Raw genomic sequence first — 17,794 nt, 5'->3', positions numbered from 1 at the left:
GAGTCTGCGGCAGTCATCAGAGGGCGAAGAAGTCGCCCAGGGCGGCGGAGAGTGGGCCGGGGGCCTCCTCGGCGACGTGGTGGCCCGCGTCGATGCCCCGGCCGCGCACGTCGTCGGCCCAGTCGCGCCAGATTGCGCGCGGGTCGCCGTACAGGTCCTCCAGGTCGTCCCGCAGTGACCACAGAACGAGGACCGGGCAGTGGATCCGTGTGCCCCGCGCCCGGTCCTCCTCCTCGTGGCGCCGGTCCACGGTGAGCCCGACGCGGTAGTCCTCCAGCATCGCGCGGACGACGTCCGGGTTCCTCGTGGCGGCCCGCCACTCGTCGTGGTTCTCCTGCCCCATGACCTGGGGGTCGCCGCGGTACCAGGCGTCCGGGTCGGCGTTGATGACGCGTTCGGGAATCTCCGGCTGGGCGAAGAAGAACCAGTGCCACCACGCGGTGGCGAACCGTGCGTCGGCGCGGGCCAGATGTTCGCTGAGGGGTATCCCGTCCAGGAAAGCCACCCGGGTCACCGCCTCCGGGTGGTCCAGCACGAGGCGGAGCGCCACCGGCACCCCGCGGTCATGGCCGGCGAGCCCGAAGCGCCGGTGCCCCAGCGCTCGCATGACCTCGACCATGTCCCCGGCCACGGCACGCTTGGCATGCGGGGCGTGGTCGGCGGCGGGGGCGGGTCCTCGGGAGCGGCCGTAACCGCGCAGGTCGGGGCAGACCACGGTGAAGCCGCGCCGGACCAGGAGGGGCGCGACGCGGTGCCAGGTCGCCGAAGTACGGGGATGGCCGTGCAACAGCAGCAGGGGCGGCCCCTCTCCTCCGTACCGCACGAAGACGGATGCCTCGCCGGCGTCCACCGTCTCGGCCGCGAAACCCTCGAACACCGCAAGCCCCTTCCCGCTCCGGAGGCTCGGCCCGAGGCCCGGCCCCTGGCATCCCGCCTGCCCCGAACCGGGTGCCTCAAGGGCCGACGAACGCCCGCAGGGTGCGCGTGCCGGGGACGCGGTTGGTGATGGGCAGGGCGGGCTGTTGGGCGCAGGCTGCCGTCTTGCCCGTCGCCGGAACGACGGGCAAGCCCCGTCCTCACGAGGGTCCGCGGCGGATCAGTTCGTGCGGGCGCCGCTCTCGTCGTTCATGCCGATGAGCAGGGCGGTGAGGACGCGGCGCAGCCGGGGTTCCACCTCCACGACGGCGTGGCCGAGCTGCGGTTCGCTCGCGTAGAGCTCCCGCAGGGCCGCGCGGGGTGTGGCCATCTGCCACAGGGCTCCGGCCATGGAGGTCGCGGTCGCGACCGTGTCGACGGCCTGCTCCTCGCTCAGGCCGAGCAGCCGGTCCAGTTCGGCGCCGATCCGTGTGACCTCCTCCAGCGTGCCGAGCTTGAAGGTGCGAACGGCTTCGAGGGACACGTTCCGCTCCAGGTTGAGCGGGGCCTGGGCCAGCAGGTCGCAGAAGAGGGGCCGGGCCGACAGGGTGGCGGCGAAGGCGTCGGCGACCGCCGCCGGCGCGGCCCGCTCGCATGCCGTGAGGCGCCCCCGCAGCGCGGCGGACCATGCGCGCCAGCCCTCCGCGGTGAGGTCGAGGAAGATCTGCTCCCGCGTCTCGAAGTAGCGCAGCAGCGCCGACTTGTGCATGCCGACCTCGGCGGCGATGTCGGTGAGCGTGATCTCCCGGATGCCGCGCCGGGCCCCGAGGGCGCGGGCCGCCTCGAGGATCGCGGTCTCGCGGGCCTGCTTCGCCTGGACGCTGCGGGCCCGCTGGAAGGCGGCCTGATCAGTCATGCGCCCATCATAGAAGCCATTAGTGAAACGGTGTTGCGTTAATACGGCAACGGTGTTTCACTAAAAATATGAGTGATGACGCGAACACCTCCATCGCAAGCACCTCCATGAACAGCACCGGGACGGCGGGCGGCCGCGAGCGGCCGGTCTGGTTCATCACCGGCTCCTCCCGAGGGCTCGGGCGCGCGCTGGCCACCGCCGCCCTGGAAGCGGGTGACCTGGTCGTGGCCACCGCGCGCCGCCCCGAAGTCCTCACCGACACCTTCGGCGCGTACGGCGAGCGCGTGCTGCCCCTGGCCCTGGACGTCACCGACCCCGAGGCCGCGAGCCGCGCGGTCGACGCGGCCGTGGACCGTTTCGGGCGGATCGACGTGCTCGTGAACAACGCCGGGTACGCGAACGTGTCGCCGATCGAGACCTCGGACGACGCCGACTTCCGCGCCCAGTTCGAGACCAACTTCTGGGGCGTCTACAACGTCACCAAGGCCGCCCTGCCCACCCTGCGCCGCCAGGGGGCGGGCACGGTCGTGCAGTTCTCGTCGATCGGCGGCAGGGTCGGAGGGTCGCCCGGCATCGCCTCCTACCAGGCGGCCAAGTTCGCGGTCGACGGCTTCAGCCGCGTCCTGGCGGCGGAGACGGCGCCGTTCGGCGTGCGGGTGATGGTCGTCGAGCCGAGCGGCTTCGCCACCGACTGGGCCGGCTCGTCGATGACGGTCCACGACATCCCGCAGGCGTACGACGCGACCGTGGGCGAGATGAACCGCCGCGTGCGCCGCAGCACGGACGGCGCGGCGGGGGACCCGCGGCGGGCCGCCGAGATCATCGTGCGGACCGTCCGCCGCGAGGACGTCCCCGGTCACCTTCCCCTCGGCGTGAACGCGGCGACGATGGCCCTGGACCACTCCCGCCACCGGACGGCCGAGGCGGCGGCCTGGGAGGAGGTCAGCCGTTCGGCGGACTTCGACGAGCCCTACCCGGTGGTCCTGCCCTGAAGGTGCCCCGGGCCGCGCGCGGGGTGACCACGACGTCGTAGGTCCCCCGACGGGGAGCGCGCCTGCATCCGCGCGGCGGTTCCGGCCGGTACACATGGTGCGAAGGCCGATGCGGGGAGCACGTCATGGAACTGCGGGGTACCGCCATCGCGGCGGAGGTCGTCGAGCGGCGCTTCGGTGACCTCGTCGCCGTCGACCGCGTCGACATCGCCGTACGCGCCGGTGAGATCTACGGCTTCCTCGGCCCCAACGGCGCCGGCAAGTCCACCCTGACCCGGGTGCTCTGCACGCTGCTCCGCCCCACCTCGGGGCGGGCCACGGTGGCGGGCCACGACGTCGCGACCGAGGCGGATCAGGTACGGCTCCGGGTCGGCGTGGCGCTGCAGGAGGCGGCGCTGGACGACCGGCAGACGGGCGCGGAGATGCTGGCCCTGCAAGGCCGCTTCTACGGCCTGACCCGCGCCGCCACCCGGGCACGCGTGGCTCAGCTGACCGACCTGGTCGACATCGGAAGCGCCCTCGGCAGGCGCGTCGGCACCTACTCCGGGGGCATGAAGCGGCGCCTGGACCTCGCCCTCGCCCTCGTCCACGATCCCGAGGTCCTGTTCCTCGACGAACCCACCACGGGGCTCGACCCCGTCAGCCGGTCCCGCATCTGGGAGGAGGTCCGCCGCCTCAACACGGAGCTGGGCATGACGGTGTTCCTCACCACCCAGTACCTGGAGGAGGCCGATGAGCTGTCGGACCGGGTCGGCATCATCAACCGGGGCCGGCTGGTCGCCGAAGGCACCCCGGAGAGCCTCAAACGCGCCATCGGTACCGACGTGGTCGTCGTGAGGCTGGAGGGTCCCGTCGACGACGCCCGGCGCGCCGTGGAGGCGCTCGACGGCGTGCGCAGGGTGGACACGAGCGGCCAGACCCTCACGGCGAGCGTGTCCGACGGCCCGTCCGCGATCAGCCCCATGGCCGTCGCACTGTCCCGGGCCCCCGGCGTGACCGTCCAGGAGCTCTCGCTGCGCCGGCCGTCGCTGGAGGACGTGTTCCTCTCCGCCACGGGGGAGCGCATGGCGGGACGCGACCTGGACGCGGAGGCGTCGCGGAGCACGGAGCGCGGGCAGTCAGACACGGAGTCCTCGTGACCACCACCGACGAGCGCGGCGGCATCGTACGCGCGGAGCCGCGGCGGGCCGGATTCGCCGGGGACCTGATCTCCGTCGCGATCCGGGCGCTGCGCTCCATTCCGCGCGATCTCGAAACCGTCGTCCCCGCGCTGATCATTCCGGTGTTCTTCTTCGTCGTGAACATCGGCGCCCTGGAACCCGTAGCCGAGCGGAGCGGCGTACAGGACTTCCGGGCCTTCCAACTCCCGGTCGCGATCATCTTCGCCGTGACCGGCGTGTCACGCGCGAGCGGACTCGTCACCGACATCAGCAGCGGATACTTCGACCGGCTGCTCCTCACCCCGATGCGCCGTACCGCCCTGCTGCTCGGCCTGATGGTGGCCGACCTCGCGCTCGTCATGGCGCTCTGCGTCCCGGTCATCCTCCTCGGTCTCGTCGTCGGGGTCGGTTTCACCACGGGGGTGCTCGGCGCTCTGGCCTTCGTCGTCATCGCCGGGCTCTGGGGACTGGCCTTCACCGGATTCCCCTACGCGATCGCCCTGCGCACGGGAAGCCCCGGGGCCGTCAACTCCTCCTTCCTCCTCTTCTTCCCGTTCGCGTTCCTCACGACGTCGTTCCTGCCGCAGCAGGCGCTGACCGGGTGGCTGGCCACCATCGCCGACTACAACCCGGTCACGTACCTCCTCGCCGCACTGCGGTCGCTGCTCAGTGACGGCTGGGCGTGGTCGGAGCTGTGGCCGGGGCTGCTGGCGGTGCTCGGTGTCGGCACCCTCAGTTTCGCCCTCGCCTTCACGGCGCTCCGCGGCCGCGTCTCACGCGGTTGACCGGCGACCGCATCCGGTGGGCCGAACGGAGGCGAAGCAGAGGCGAGGCGGCAGTGAGCCGGGGACGACCCGGCCGGAAGGAGCGGAGATGGAGAGCCGGAACCGACCGCACCGGACGGAGGCGGCGACGACGCGGAGTGGGACGGGGACGGAGCCGAGGTGGGAGCCCCGTCCCGACGGCGGCCGCCCGGACGGCCGTCTGTGTGCTCACACCCGGACGCCGTTCCCGGAGCCGGCGCCCCTGAGCGAGGTGTGCCTGCCGTGCGCGGCGCGCGGGCGGCACCAGATCGGCCTGCGACACTGCCTGACCTGCGGCCACGTCGGGTGCAGCGACAGCTCGCCCGGCGCTCACGCCAGTGCGCACTTCGACGACAGCGGTCATCCGGTGGTGCGTTCCCTTGCGCCCGGCGACGAGTGGGCGTGGTGCTACGAGGACCAGGTCTACCTGGATCCGTCGCCCGGCGGACGTCCGGCCCCCTCCGCCTCCCTGGAGCCGGAGTCCGTGTGGGACTACCCCAGGCCCCCCGCGCTCCGGGAGGACGGTCGTGTGGTCCGCGTCGAGTGCGCGGGTCGCGTGGTCGCCGAGACACGGCAGGCCGTCCAGGTACTGGAAACGAGCCACCCCCCGGTCTTCTACGTACCGCCGTCGGACGTGGCCACCGACCTCCTGCGCCCCGCGGCCACGGCACCCACCTGGTGCGAGTGGAAGGGCGAGGCGACGTACTGGGACGTCCTGGTGGAGGACGACCGGCGCTCCAGCGCCGCGTGGAGCTATCCCACTCCCGCACCCGGTTACGAGCGCATCGCCGGCTTCCTCGCCTTCTACCCCGGGCGGATGGACCGTTGCACGGTCGGCGACCAAGTGGTCGGCGCGCAGAGGGGCGACTTCTACGGCGGCTGGATCACCGCGGAGGTGCGGGGCCCCTTCAAGGGCGCGCCGGGGACCGGCATGTGGTGACGGAGTGCCGCGGCATCCTCGGCATCCTCGGGATCCGCCGCCTCACCGTCGCACCAGCCGACGCAGGGCGAAACGGGCGAGCGGCGCGTAGGCGGCCAGTACGAGCCCGGGCCCGTTCATGGCGAGATCGGTCCGGCAGCCGCCCTCGGCGGCCCGCACCTCGTGATGCAGCCGCATCCGCACCGGCCCCACCCGGACCCGCCAGGACCATGTACGCCGTACCTCGTCGACCGCCTCGACCCGAAAGGGCACCCTGATCCCGGCCACCGACTCCACCTGACCGGTGAGCCCCGGAACGAGCAGGCGCCGGTCCGCGTGCACACGCCTGATCTGCGGGGCCCACGAGGCCCACTCGTCCAGCCGGACATACCGCTGCCACGCCGCGTCGGCGTCGATCGGTCCCACCGCGTGGATGCTCAGACTGGCCATGACGGACGAGTACCCGGCTCCGCGAGGGGCGGCACGGCCGGCGGCCGATCCCGCCGGGAGCGTCGTCACCGTGCCGGCGGGGCACCATGAGGGGGTCGGCGCCGCCCCCTCATGGTGCCGGTGTCACGGCGTCACGGCGATATTGGTCAGCCCCCGGCCGCCGGTCACGGTGTTGCTCGCGTACACCGTGGTACGGCAACCGGAGCCGGAGTTCGTGACGTTGACGGCCAGCCTGGTGGACCCGTCGGCTCCGCTCAGGTCGGACCTGTTGTTGCGGAAGACCGTGCCGCAGCCCCAGCCCGGCTGCTGGGTGTGCGTCTGGTAGCCGTCGTTCGTGGTCCGGGTGCCGGTGTTGTTCTCCACCAGGACGTCGTTGCCCTTCACGTCCACCCACGAGTCGTCGTAGTGGACGCCGGTCAGGCCGCCGCCGTCGAAGGTGTTCCCGATGATCCGGGTCCCGGTGGTGCCCTCCTTGACGTCGATGTTCTCGCCGCCGACGTCGGGTCCGATGGTGTTGTTGAGTATCTGCACGTTGTCGCTCCGGTCGGAGAGCGTGTTCGCCGTGCCGACGTACACGCCCTCGCCCATGCCGCGCCCGTCGTTGCCGGTGTCGTGGATGCGAGAGTCCCGGATGACGCCGTCCGCGCTGGACTTGCGGAAGTGGACGCCCTCCATGTCCAGGCCGTGGACCGTCACGCCCTCCACGACCACCCCGCGCGCGGCGTCGATCACGATGCCCTTCTGGCCGCCGGTCACCGTCACCCCGCGGACCGTCCAGTAGGAGGCCGCGTTCAGGTGGAGGCCGTAGCCGCCGCCGGCGGTGAGCACCGCCCTGGACGAGCCGGTGAGCGTGATGCGGGAACCCGCGGTGGCGGCCCGGGTGGCCTTGAAGTTGCCCGTGTACGTGCCGTCGGCGAGCCGGATCGTGTCGCCGGGCGCGGCCGCCGCGAGCGCCGACTTCAACTGGGCGGCGGTGGAGACCTCGATGACGGCCGCCGACCCGAGGGCAGGGGCCGGCGTGGAGAGCAGGGCCAGCCCGCCGGTCACGGCGAGCAGGGAGGTGAGCAGCGAGCGGGAGCGCGTGCGCATGGGGGACCTCCTGAGTCCTGGACCTGATTCGTGGTCGCGGTTCATGTGCCTGACCGCTGAATACTCATGTGAATTGGATCGAAAGGGAAGGTAGGGGCGCTTCTCCAGGGCGTCAAGACCGGAACGCCATGACGTTCGCGTGAACGTGCCCCGTTCACAGGACGCTGTGAATGCCCTGTCGGCCGGATGTCGTCGGCACTCTTGATGGGAGGGGCGGTGCTTGCTTCTCTGTAGTTAGGAAAGTTTCCTATCAGACAGTCCCATGAACGGAGTTCGTATGCACGCACACCCCACCTCATGGCGATCCTCTGTGGCGGCAGGCGTCGCAGGCAGCGCCCTGCTCCTGCTCCTGGGCGTGGCGCCCGGCGCGGGTGCCGCCACCGCGCGGACGGTGCCGGCCGCGCCCGCCGCGGAAACCCCTGTCGGCGCCAACGGCCAGCTCAGGGTCTGCGGCACCAAGCTGTGCAACAGCCGCGGCAACCCCGTCCAGTTGCGCGGCATGAGCAGCCACGGCACCCAGTGGTACCCGCACTGCCTGACCGGCGGTTCGCTCGACGCGCTCGCCCAGGACTGGAAGGCCGATGTCCTGCGGGTCTCCACCTACGTGCAGGAGGGCGGCTACGAAACCGACCCGAAGCGCTTCACCGACCTGGCGAACTCCCTCGTCCAGCAGGCGACCGACCGCGGCATGTACGTGATCGTCGACTGGCACATGCTCACTCCGGGCGACCCGAACGCCAACCTCAGCAAGGCCCGGCAGTTCTTCACCGAGATCGCCAACCGCAACAAGAACAAGAACAACATCATCTACGAGATCGCCAACGAGCCCAGCGGCGTGAGCTGGTCCCGCGTCAAGAGCTACGCCGAGCAGATCATCCCGACCATCCGCGCCATCGACGCCGATGCCCCGGTCCTGGTCGGCACGCGCGCCTGGTCCTCGTTCGGCGTCTCCGAGGGCGCCGACGAGTCCGAGGTGGTCAACAACCCCGTCCGCGCCGCCAACATCATGTACACCTTCCACTTCTACGCGTACTCGCACCGTGACGAGTACCTGGCGACCCTGTCCCGGGCCGCCGGCGCCCTCCCGGTCTTCGTCACCGAGTTCGGGACGCAGAACTACGCCGGCGAGGGGAGCAACGACTTCGCCATGTCCCAGCGCTACCTCGACCTCATGGCGAGCAAGAAGATCAGCTGGGTGAACTGGAACTTCTCCGACGACCAGCGCTCCGGTGCCGTCTTCAAGACCGGCACCTGCGACAGGAACGGGCCGTGGGCCGGCACCTCCTCGCTGAAGCCCGCCGGCGCCTGGATCCGTGACCGCGTCCGTACCCCCGACGCCGTCCCGGCCCGCTGATCCACCGAGCCGCGAGAGCTGCATCCGTCCTTCGCGTGTCGGCGGAAGGACAGGTCGAGGGGCTCTCCTCGGGACCCTCGCCGCCCCCGGTGCCGCTGACGGAATCATCGCCGGGGGCGGCTTCGAGACCTTCGTAGGCTTGGACTCCGGCGGACAACGGGGCTGGTCAGCCGTCCTGTGGCCCCGCTTCCCGAACTTCTCGCACACAGAGGCGGAACCCCTCATGCAAGCGATCACCATCCAGGACCGTGACGCCGGTGTCGGCGGCCTGACCCGCTCCGAGCTGCCCACGCGCACGTCGCCGAGAACGATGTTGAGCAGGGCACCGGGCTCACCCGCAGCACCCTGCTGCACGCCCGGATGACGCCACCGCGGGCCGGTGAGCCGGTGAGCGCTCATGGGGGCGGTCCCAGTACGGGGCCGCCCGCCCCGGCAGGAACTCGGGGCGGTACCAGGCCACCTCGACTGACGGGCCCGCTGGCATGGGTAGGCTCCGGACTCATGAGTGCTGTACGGCCTTGGGCCCAGGCCAAGCTCGCGGGCGGGCCCGTGGCTGCGATCGTCGTTCTCGGTGACCTGATTGTGTGCGCCGTGCTGCTCCTGGCGTCCATAGGGGTCATCGGTACAGAGCCAACCAGCCGGGCAGAGGAGACTGCTGCTTGGCAGTCTGCCGGAAGGCTGTACTTCGGGTGGCTGGTGGTAGGTGCGACGTTTTTCGCCGTGTTGCGCCTGCCGAAAGTTCTGTTCGCGCACATGTCGACCATGTTGCTCTCGCCCATTGCCCTGTTCGTGCTGTTGCTCACGCCTGGTCTTGGTTGACCCCGGGCGGGCGGGTGCGGCTCGGAGTAGCGATGCCGCGCCTGTTCGGCGCAGCCACCCTCACCTTGATCGTCTTGCACCCGCTTCCGGGGGCCACAGCCGGGCTCGGCGTCACGGACGGCGCGGCAGACGTGGGGGCACACGAGACCGACCCGGTGCCCCGGCCCTGGCTGGGAGCCGGCGCCGTGGCCCGCGGACGGGACCGGCTGTTTGAGCGCCGTAGGGCGCACGGTAAGGAGGGGAGAGGGCGGTTCGGGTCGCACCCACCGGTCCCCTTTCGGGAGGTGAGCACAGGTGCCCGCTGCATCCGGGGCGGACGGTGCCCACCGGAGAGCCGGTGGACACGCAGATACCGGCGTGATCGGAGAACTGCTCGCCGAACAGCGCCGCAAGATCATGTCGTCCACCGTGTGTGCGCAGTCGGAGCGCGTCGGCACGGCCGTGGGGCAGGAGCCGGACGCCGGCCCGGGGTTGTCGCCCGCCCCCGGCTGGCAGGAGCTCTTGGACGCAGTGCCGACACCGGCGCTCCTCGTCGCCCCGTCCCTCGACGCGAAGGGTGCCGTACGCGATTACTGGTACGTCGGGCGGAACGCGGCAGCCCTCGACTACGCCGACACGGTGATCCCGCCCGAGGCTCTTCCGCTCTGGCGGGGCCGGCCCGTGCCCTTGCTCGCCCTGCTGCCGGGAATGGCCCGCACGTCACTGCCCCGACTGCTTGCCGAGGCTTACCGCACCGGCACGACCCAGGGACCGGAGGTGGTGGAGTTCGCCCTGCGCGCTCCCGGCGGACACGTGGCACGCGTCAGCGTGGAGACACGGGTCGCACGCTGCGGGGCGCACCTGCTGCTGACCTGGGAGCGAGGCAATCGGAATGCACTGGCACGCGCGGCCCAGCACCTGGCGCGGGCGTGCTGGATGGAGTGGAACCTGACCGGTCAGCCTCCCCGGGCCTCCCTCGGCGTCCGGCCCGTTCTGGGCCTGGAGAACGACGTCCCCCTGCCCGGTCTTCTGGACCTGGCCGCCATGACGGATCACGAAGGTGTCGCGTCGCTGTACCACGCGCTCTACGACGTGCTGTTGCGCGGCCGCACCGCCGAGTGCGACCTGGCCCTGACCACCCGGCACCATGGCGTCCTGCGCTTCCTCGCCGAACCGGTGCACGCGCCCGGCGGTCCGGTGTGGGCGGTGCGGGGTGTGATGATGGACGTCACCGGCGAGCGCCTCACCCGCCATCGCGCCCGCCGCGCCGAAGGGGAGGCGGCGCGCGCCCGGGAAAGGGCCCGGGCGTTCGGCGAGGTGGCGGCCACCTTCCGTGAGGCCCTGTCACCCCGGTTCGCCGGGAACTCGGTGCCCTCGGGTCTGGAGACCGCGGCGGTGTACCGGCCCGACGAGGGAGCGGGGGTGGGCGGCGACTGGTACAAGGCCCGCACCCTGCCCAGCGGCCGGACACTGCTCGCGCTCGGCGACGCTCGCGGTCATGGGCTCGGCGCGGTCACCCTCATGGCCAAGCTCCGCTACGCGCTCGCCGGCCTCGCGTTCACAGAGCACCCTGTGGAGCAGCTCACGGGCTGGCTCAGCAACGTCGCCCACGACGACGGGCCCGAATCCACCGCGACCGCCATCGTGGGCCGCTATCACCCGGATCGCCGTCTGCTGCGCTGGGTCAGCGCCGGGCACCTGTCTCCGCTGCTGCTGCGGCACGGGCACGCGCGGCTCCTCACCGTCCCTCCGGACGCGACGGGTCTTCCCCTGGGCGTGATTCCGGACGCCGGTTATACGGCCGTCGAGACGGTCCTCGCCCCCGGGGACGTCGTCCTGATGTACTCCGACGGCCTGGTCGAGCGGCGGGGCAGCGACATCGACGCGGACACCGAGCTGCTCAGGCGCAGAGCCGAAAGGGTCGCCCAGGACGGGCTGAGGACCGGGCCGGAAGGGCTGCAGGCCTACGCGGCGCATGTCGTGCGCGCGATGTACGAGACGCCGCGGACGGACGACGCGACCCTGCTCGCTGTGCGCTGCCTGCGCTGAACGGCCCGCCGGGCCGCCCGTACGGTCGCTGCCTCCTGCCGTCGACTCCGGATGCGAGCCTCGCCGTACGCGAAGACACTTCTCAGGTGAGGTCGCGTGACATCGGATGCCGGCGCGGAGGACGGAGGGGCTGTGGCAGACCGCGAGGACGCCGACCGCGGTGTGGAACCGGCGGTTGGCGAAGGAGGCACCGGTCCGGACCGCGCGGGTGAGCTGCGGGGTGTGAGCGTGCTGGTGGCGGACCGGGACCCCGGTGTCGCCGCACGGATCTCCACCCTGCTGGGCGAACACGGCGCCCATCCCGTCGGCCAGGCCGGCGACGAGGACGGCTTCCTGGAGGCGATCCGTTCACGGCCGGACGCCTGGCACGTCGTGCTGTGGGACGAGGCGGTCGAGCCGGACCCCCGACGCGTGACGGCGCTGCTGGAGACCTGGCATCGCGAGTTCCCCGCGACCGCCGTGGTGCTCACCACGGACACGCTCTCCGCCGACGTCGCGCTCAGAGCGCTGCGGGCCGGAGCCGCGGACCTCATGAGCCGCGACGCGCCGTCGGACGAGGTCGTGGCGACCGTGCGGCGGGCCCACGACGCGTATCTGGCCCGCCGCCCGTCGGCGCAGGTCGCCGAGCCGCCCCGGATGCTCGTGGTCGGAGCCCATCCGGACGACTGCGAGATCGGTGCCGGCGGCACCATCCACCGACGGATCCGCGACGGCTGGCAGGTTTCGCTGCTGGCGATGTCACACGGTTCCTGGGGCGGTGAGCCCGACCAACGGGCGCAAGAGGCCTATGCGGGGGCGTCGGCGCTGGGGGCGTCGTTCCACCTGGCTGACTTCCCCGACGGACACATCACCGACGAGACGGAGACGGTGCAGGCCATCGAGCGGGTGGTGCGGGAGGTGGATCCGGACGTGGTGCTGGTGCACTCCGCTCACGACACCCACCAGGACCACCGGGCGGTGCACCGGGCCACCCTGGTGGCCGCCCGCAGGGTCCCCAGGATCAGCTGCTACCAGTCGCCCTCGGCCACCACCGCCTTCACCCCCAACCGGTTCATCGGCCTGCGCGAGGACGACGTGGAGGCGAAACTGGCCTCCATCGCCCGACACGCCTCGCAGGCCACCACCCGCCCCTACCTCGACGTCGGACTGATCCGCGCGACTGCGCGCTACTGGGGCCGCTTCACCAACGACATGTTCGCGGAGCCGCTGGAAGTGGTGCGATACACCGCCGGGATCGAGAGGTCGCTGGTGTGAACGATCGAGAGGTCACTGGCATGGACGATGCCCGGCAGCCCGACCTCGCAGAGCCGCTGGGCCGCCGCCCCCGCGTGCTCGTGACCGGGGCGGGCGGCCCCGCCGGGGTGTGCTTCCTGCGCGCCCTCGGCGATTCATGCGAACTGTTCACGGGTGATATCGACGCGAACGGAGCCGGTCTGTACCTCGTACCGATGGACCGCCGCTGGCTGCTGCCCCGGGGTGACAGCCCGGAGTACGCCGCGGCGCTGCTGGACCTGTGCCGCCGGCTGGGTGTGGACGTCCTGGTGCCGACCGTGGACAGCGAACTCGTTCCGCTGGCGCTGACCGCCGACGCCTTCTCCGCCGTCGGGACCCGGGTACTGGTGTCGCCTCCGGTGGCTCTGGAGCGTTGCCTGGACAAGTGGGAGCTGGTGCGGGCCTGCGACGACGTCGTCCGCGTTCCGTACACCGTGCTGTTGGAGGAGGGGGCCGCCGCCGCGTTCGCGGCCGGGCTGCCGGCGGTGGCCAAGCCACGCCGGGGCAGCGGTTCGCGCGGCATCGTACGGGTGGACGCTCCGGCCGACGCGGATGCACTGGCTCACGACGGCAGCTACCTGTTGCAGGAACTCCTCCCCGGCACCGAGTACTCCGTGGACGTCCTCGTCGCTTCCGACGGCTGCGCGGTCGCCGCCGTCCCGCGCTCCCGGGACAAGACCGACTCCGGTATCGTCGTCGCCTGCCACATCGTGAACCGCCCCGATCTCTCCCGGCTGGCGGCCGAGGTGGCCACCGCGATCGGGTTGCGCGGCATCAGCAACGTCCAGGTACGCGAGGACCGTACGGGACGCCCCGCCCTGCTGGAGATCAATCCGCGTCCCCCGGGCGGCATGTCCCTGACCGTCGCTGCGGGCGTTCCCATGCCGCAATGGGCTGTCGCCGGGCTGCTCGGCGTCCGGATGCCGGGACATCTCGCCCACCGTGAGCTGTCGGCGGTGCGTCACTGGGAGGACGTGGTGCTGGCACCGGACGCACTGGGAGCCGTGGCGGGACGCGTATGACGACCCGCGGCGGCGCGCCGCAGTCACCCGCGCGGATCGGCGGCCACGGCGTGCTCGCCGCCGACTGGCACACGCACACCGACTTCTCAGACGGGACCGACGGGCTGCCGGACGTGGTCCGTGCCGCCGGCCGTGCCGGACTGCGCACCCTGTGCGTCACCGACCACGTTCGCCGCGGCACCCGCTGGCTGCCCGAGTACACCCGGGCGGTGCGGGAGGCGGACCGCGGCGCGGGCCCGCTGCGGGTGGTCTGCGGAGTGGAGGCGAAGATGCTCGATACCGCCGGTCGCCTCGACCTGCCCGGCGATCTCACGGGCGTGCAGCACGTCGCCGTCGCGGACCACCGCTTCCCACTCCCCGGCGGCCCGGCGGATCCCGGGGACGTGCGCGAGCGGCTGGCCCACGGCCTGCTCACCGCCGAGCAGGCGCTGGAGGCTCTGACCGACGCGACGGTCGCCGCCCTGCACGCCGTCCCCGCGGGCCGCACCCGCCACCTCGCCCACCTCTTCAGCATCCTGCCCAAGGCGGGACTGCGCGAGGAGGACGTCGGGGCGCGGCGGCTGGCGCGGATCGCCGAGGCGTGTCGCCGCACGGGGGCCGCGGTCGAGGCCAACGAGAAGTGGTGCTGTCCCGGCCCGGCCACCCTTGCCGCCCTGCACGGTCATGGCGTCCGGCTGATCGCGGGCAGCGACGCCCACACCGCGGCGGCCGTGGGAGCCTGGACGTACGCCGCCACCGTGCTCGACCCGTCGGGCACGGCATCCCGGCAGACCTGCGCGCAGGCGCCGCCCGGACCCGCCGCGCCACGAGGGCGGAGGCGGCGGTGAGGGTACTGACGTCGATCGCCCACACCGTGGCGTTCGCCTGCGTCTTCCTCGGTGCGATGCCGCTGCTGACCGCCCTCGCGCAGTTCCTCCTGGTCGGCCTCCAGCGCTACCGCGGCGTCTACCGCGACGTCGCCCTGTACCTGCCGCGCACCGCGGTGCTGATCCCGGCCCGGGACGAGGGCGCCGTCCTCGCCACCACCGTCACCACCCTGCTGGCCTCCGCCTTCCCGGCCGAGCGCCTGCGCGTCTACGTGATCGACGACGCCAGCACCGACGACACGCCTGCCGTCCTCGCCCGCCTGGCCGGCGAGCATCCCGGCTCGGTCGTCCACCTGCGGCGCGAACATGGCGGCCAGGGCAAGGCGCACACGCTCAACCACGGCCTGCGGCACGTCCTCGCCGACGACTGGACCGAGGCGGTCCTCGTGATGGACGCCGATGTCGTCTTCGAACCGGACACCCTGTGGCGGATGGCCCGCCATCTCCGCGATCCCGGTGTGGGCGCGGTCACCGCCTACATCCAGGAAGGCAGCGGCCGCCGCGGAAACTACCTGACCCGCTACATCGCCTACGAATACATCACCGCCCAGGCCGCGGCGCGCCGCACCCAGAACGTCCTGGGGGCAGTGGCCTGCCTCGCCGGAGGGGCGCAACTGCACAGTCGGGCCAACCTGGAGGCCCTGGGCGGCGTCATCGACACGACCACCCTGGCCGAGGACACGGTCACCACCTTCGACAGCCAGCTCGCCGGGCGCCGGGTCGTATTCGACGGATACGCCCTCGTCCTGGCAGAGGAGCCCGACACCCTGGGCGGACTGTGGCGCCAGCGGCTGCGCTGGGCACGCGGCAACTACCAGGTGACGCACCGCTACCGGAGGGTGTGGTTCCGCGGCAGGTTCACCGGCAGTAATCGGCTGGGCTCCTGGCTCTTCGGGCTGGTGTGGTTCTCCGTGCTTCTGACACCGTTCCTGATGATCCTCAGCGCGGCCTCCCTGATCTTCCTCTTCTACACCGACACCAGCAGTTCCTGGTACGCCTTCCAGGCGCTGTGGGTGGTCAACCTGGTCAGCTACCTCTTCGTGACTCTGCTCAGCCTCACCGTCGACCCGCGCACCGCACGCCGCTGCTGGCGCGAGGCACTCGTGTTCCCGGGGCTGATCTCGTGCTTCTTCCTCGCGGTCACCGCCGTGCCCGCGGTGGCCCTGCCCTGGCTCGACGACCTCGGTCTGGGCCTCAGCCGGGACTCTCCCCACCCGCTGATGCTCTTCGCCTACGGCTGGCTCGCCCTCTGCCTGCCGCTGGCATGGCTCGCCAAGGTCGTCACCGGGACCCGGACGGGGTGGCTGTCAGCTCCCCTGGTCCACCTCGTCGGGTACGGGTCGGTCCTGGCCGCCTGCTCGCTCAACGCCTTCGTCCTCCAACTGCGCGGTGCCGACCAGACGTGGGGGCGTACGGAGAAGACCGGAAAGGCGGCACCGGCAGAGCTGTTCGCCGGCGCCGCGTCCTCCCCCGGCTCCCCGGTGCCGGCCGCCGCGCCGGCCCGCACACCGCTCGGCGAGCGTGCCGCCGGAGCGGGGGCGGGCCGGCGAGCGGGACCGGACCGCGCCGGTGCGCTGCCACTGCGCTTCGCCGAGGGCACCGGACTCGACGCCGAGCGTGACCGCCGGCTCCTGTGGTGGGAGCTGTCGGTGGCCGGGGTGGTGGCGGCGCTCATGGTGGCCCGTCAGATCTGGCTGGTGTGAGACCGGGAAGGAGCGCGAGCCGGCCCCCAGGTTCGTGTCCGGCACCGCTGGCGTGGTCGGCTTCAGCCGCCCTACGGGGAAGAGCGGACGGCGGCTGTGCCGTGGCCGCAGTCCGGCTTCGCGGCGGCTGGTCGGGCGGCGGTGAGGCAGGCGGCACCGGCGACGGCGGCCAGGAGGGAGGGCAGCAGACGTTCAAGGCGATTCCTTCGGAGTCGGGCGTCGGTACCGGAACCCTTCCTCTGCTTTCCTGCGGTGAGCGGACACTGGAAACGTGATCGCTGAACGACCCGAATTCGCCCCTGCCGCCACCGCGCCGCCACCGCGCTCGCCCCTGTGGGGCCTCACCAGCCGGTCACCGGCCCCACCGAACGGCCTCGGGCGCGGCCGTGATCGGCACGTGCCCGGTCGCCCTGCCCCACCGGTCCAGGAGCCGCCCCATACGCTTGGCGGTGTACAGCGTGATACTCCGCTCGCCGATCCGCAGTTCCGGATGGCGTCGCAGGACTCGTTCCTCGAGTGCCGGGGCATCCCCGGGTGAACGCAGCCAGACCGACAGCAGCAAGTTGTCCGATCCCGTGACGGACGAGCACAGCCGGGTCTCCGGAAGTCCCGCCAGGGAGCGCGCCACGGCGTCCGTACCGGAGGAGGGCGCCGCGACGCGGAAGGTCGCGACGACGGGCCAGCCGGCGAGGCGCTGGGTGACGTCGCACCGGAAGTAGACTTCCTCGTTGCCGATCATCCGGCGCAGCCGGCGGCGGACCGTGGTGTCGCTCAGCCCGCAATCGCGCGCGAGTTCGGCATGGCTGCGGCGTGCATCGGCACCGAGCGCGAGGAGCAGATCGCGATCGCTCTCGAACGGCCCCGCCCTGTGCCGTCGGCCACCCTGCGATTCCCGGTCGGCCAGATGGGAGCGCTGGCGTCCGCCCAGGGCGTGCACCAGCCAGCCGCTTCCCTCCCGGTACACCCGGGTGCACACCTCGGCCCGCACCGAACGCACCCCCGGCAGTCCGCCGAGCCGGCGGGAGGCGAAGTCGTCCAGGGCGGAGAGGTCGCGGGCGGCGACGCCGAGGAACAACTGGTGCTCACCGGTGGTGCGTTCGGCGCTGAAGACGGGGGCCCAGGACGTGAGGAGCCGGGTCAGTGCGTCCAGCGCGCCCGCGTCGCAGGCCACGTCCACGTAGGCGACCACCGAGGCGTGCCGGGCGGGGTACGCCGTCATCCAGGCCAGGCCTTCCGCGTTGAGCCGTCTCCACCTGCGGGCCGCGGTGGTGGCGTCGACACCGATGACCGAGCCGATCCGTGCCCAGGAGGCCCGTGGTTGCAGCTGAAGGGCCTCTATGAGCGCCAGGTCCAGTTCGCCCAGGGCCTCGGGCTGCCCACCGGACGGGTCCACCGGGCGGGAGCGTGGGGGCGCGAGGGGGGCGACGGGAGGGTGGGGCGACGGGAGCACGGAGTCGGAGGCGGGCACGCGGCACATTCTGGCAGTCGGTCGCGGCGACTTGAAGATCACTGCGGCTGGTGAACCGCCGTCCTCCCGGCGACCGGG

16 protein-coding genes and 1 pseudogene are annotated in these 17,794 nt (G+C 72.2%); 12 read left to right on the top strand and 5 right to left on the bottom strand.

Annotated elements, in window-relative coordinates:
* Positions 1-16 precede the first annotated feature (16 nt).
* Positions 17-877, bottom strand: coding sequence for an alpha/beta fold hydrolase (locus ACFW01_RS12975; protein WP_384503494.1), 861 nt, complete (start codon positions 875-877; stop codon positions 17-19).
* 219 nt (positions 878-1,096) lie between these two features.
* Complete coding sequence (locus tag ACFW01_RS12970) at positions 1,097-1,771, bottom strand: TetR/AcrR family transcriptional regulator (RefSeq protein ID WP_384503492.1); 675 nt, start codon at positions 1,769-1,771, stop codon at positions 1,097-1,099.
* Between the two features lie 107 nt (positions 1,772-1,878).
* Between ACFW01_RS12970 and ACFW01_RS12965 the strand changes: the two genes are divergently transcribed.
* The 5 genes and pseudogenes from ACFW01_RS12965 (at position 1,879) to ACFW01_RS12945 (ending at position 5,666) form a co-directional block, all read left to right on the top strand.
* Complete coding sequence (locus tag ACFW01_RS12965; protein WP_384503600.1) at positions 1,879-2,763, top strand: SDR family NAD(P)-dependent oxidoreductase; 885 nt, start codon at positions 1,879-1,881, stop codon at positions 2,761-2,763.
* A 125-nt stretch (positions 2,764-2,888) separates the two neighbouring features.
* Entirely contained in the window at positions 2,889-3,902 is a 1,014-nt protein-coding gene (locus ACFW01_RS12960; protein ID WP_384503490.1) for an ATP-binding cassette domain-containing protein, read from the top strand.
* Positions 3,899-4,708 (top strand): ABC transporter permease, encoded by an 810-nt coding sequence (locus tag ACFW01_RS12955; protein ID WP_234959208.1) that lies wholly within the window; start codon positions 3,899-3,901, stop codon positions 4,706-4,708. Before ACFW01_RS12960 ends, ACFW01_RS12955 begins: the two co-directional genes overlap by 4 nt.
* A gap of 199 nt (positions 4,709-4,907) precedes the next feature.
* Positions 4,908-5,150: pseudogene (locus ACFW01_RS12950) on the top strand (UBP-type zinc finger domain-containing protein); the annotation flags it as partial.
* A 60-nt stretch (positions 5,151-5,210) separates the two neighbouring features.
* Complete coding sequence (locus tag ACFW01_RS12945) at positions 5,211-5,666, top strand: DUF427 domain-containing protein (protein ID WP_384503598.1); 456 nt, start codon at positions 5,211-5,213, stop codon at positions 5,664-5,666.
* 42 nt (positions 5,667-5,708) lie between these two features.
* Here ACFW01_RS12945 and ACFW01_RS12940 read toward each other — a convergent pair whose 3' ends face one another.
* Positions 5,709-6,095, bottom strand: a complete 387-nt coding sequence (locus ACFW01_RS12940) for an SRPBCC family protein (protein WP_234959209.1) — start codon at positions 6,093-6,095, stop codon at positions 5,709-5,711.
* A gap of 123 nt (positions 6,096-6,218) precedes the next feature.
* On the bottom strand, positions 6,219-7,184 hold the full coding sequence (locus ACFW01_RS12935) for a right-handed parallel beta-helix repeat-containing protein (protein ID WP_234959210.1): 966 nt from the start codon (positions 7,182-7,184) through the stop codon (positions 6,219-6,221).
* Positions 7,185-7,461: 277 nt separating this feature from the next.
* Between ACFW01_RS12935 and ACFW01_RS12930 the strand changes: the two genes are divergently transcribed.
* The 7 genes from ACFW01_RS12930 to ACFW01_RS12900 all read left to right on the top strand — a co-directional run bounded on the left by ACFW01_RS12930 (position 7,462) and on the right by ACFW01_RS12900 (position 16,248).
* Positions 7,462-8,538, top strand: coding sequence for a glycoside hydrolase family 5 protein (locus tag ACFW01_RS12930; protein ID WP_384503487.1), 1,077 nt, complete (start codon positions 7,462-7,464; stop codon positions 8,536-8,538).
* A gap of 549 nt (positions 8,539-9,087) precedes the next feature.
* A complete protein-coding gene (locus ACFW01_RS12925; RefSeq protein ID WP_384503485.1) occupies positions 9,088-9,357 on the top strand; it encodes a hypothetical protein in 270 nt (89 codons plus the stop codon).
* 357 nt (positions 9,358-9,714) lie between these two features.
* Positions 9,715-11,385: a PP2C family protein-serine/threonine phosphatase gene (locus tag ACFW01_RS12920; RefSeq protein ID WP_384503483.1), complete on the top strand. Its 1,671-nt coding sequence runs from the start codon at positions 9,715-9,717 to the stop codon at positions 11,383-11,385.
* A 132-nt stretch (positions 11,386-11,517) separates the two neighbouring features.
* On the top strand, positions 11,518-12,639 hold the full coding sequence (locus ACFW01_RS12915) for a PIG-L deacetylase family protein (RefSeq protein ID WP_234959214.1): 1,122 nt from the start codon (positions 11,518-11,520) through the stop codon (positions 12,637-12,639).
* 20 nt (positions 12,640-12,659) lie between these two features.
* Positions 12,660-13,679 (top strand): ATP-grasp domain-containing protein, encoded by a 1,020-nt coding sequence (locus ACFW01_RS12910; protein WP_384503481.1) that lies wholly within the window; start codon positions 12,660-12,662, stop codon positions 13,677-13,679.
* Positions 13,676-14,506 carry a PHP domain-containing protein gene (locus ACFW01_RS12905; RefSeq protein ID WP_384503479.1) on the top strand — a complete coding sequence of 277 codons (831 nt, stop codon included), beginning with the start codon at positions 13,676-13,678 and terminating at the stop codon, positions 14,504-14,506. Before ACFW01_RS12910 ends, ACFW01_RS12905 begins: the two co-directional genes overlap by 4 nt.
* The gene (locus tag ACFW01_RS12900) at positions 14,503-16,248 is read left to right on the top strand and encodes a glycosyltransferase (protein ID WP_384503477.1); all 1,746 of its coding nucleotides are present in this window, start codon (positions 14,503-14,505) and stop codon (positions 16,246-16,248) included. The genes ACFW01_RS12905 and ACFW01_RS12900 overlap by 4 nt, the downstream gene beginning before the upstream one ends.
* A 352-nt stretch (positions 16,249-16,600) precedes the next feature.
* On the opposite strand, the gene ACFW01_RS12895 is transcribed toward ACFW01_RS12900, so the two are convergent.
* Positions 16,601-17,716: an Lrp/AsnC family transcriptional regulator gene (locus ACFW01_RS12895; protein WP_234959218.1), complete on the bottom strand. Its 1,116-nt coding sequence runs from the start codon at positions 17,714-17,716 to the stop codon at positions 16,601-16,603.
* Between the last annotated feature and the right edge of the window lie 78 nt (positions 17,717-17,794).

It is taken from the genome of Streptomyces sp. NPDC058985 (assembly GCF_042740985.1).
In the GTDB taxonomy this organism is placed as follows: domain Bacteria; phylum Actinomycetota; class Actinomycetes; order Streptomycetales; family Streptomycetaceae; genus Streptomyces.
The sequence above is the reverse complement of the archived record's forward strand: the minus strand, read 5'-3'. Positions and strand labels throughout refer to the sequence as shown.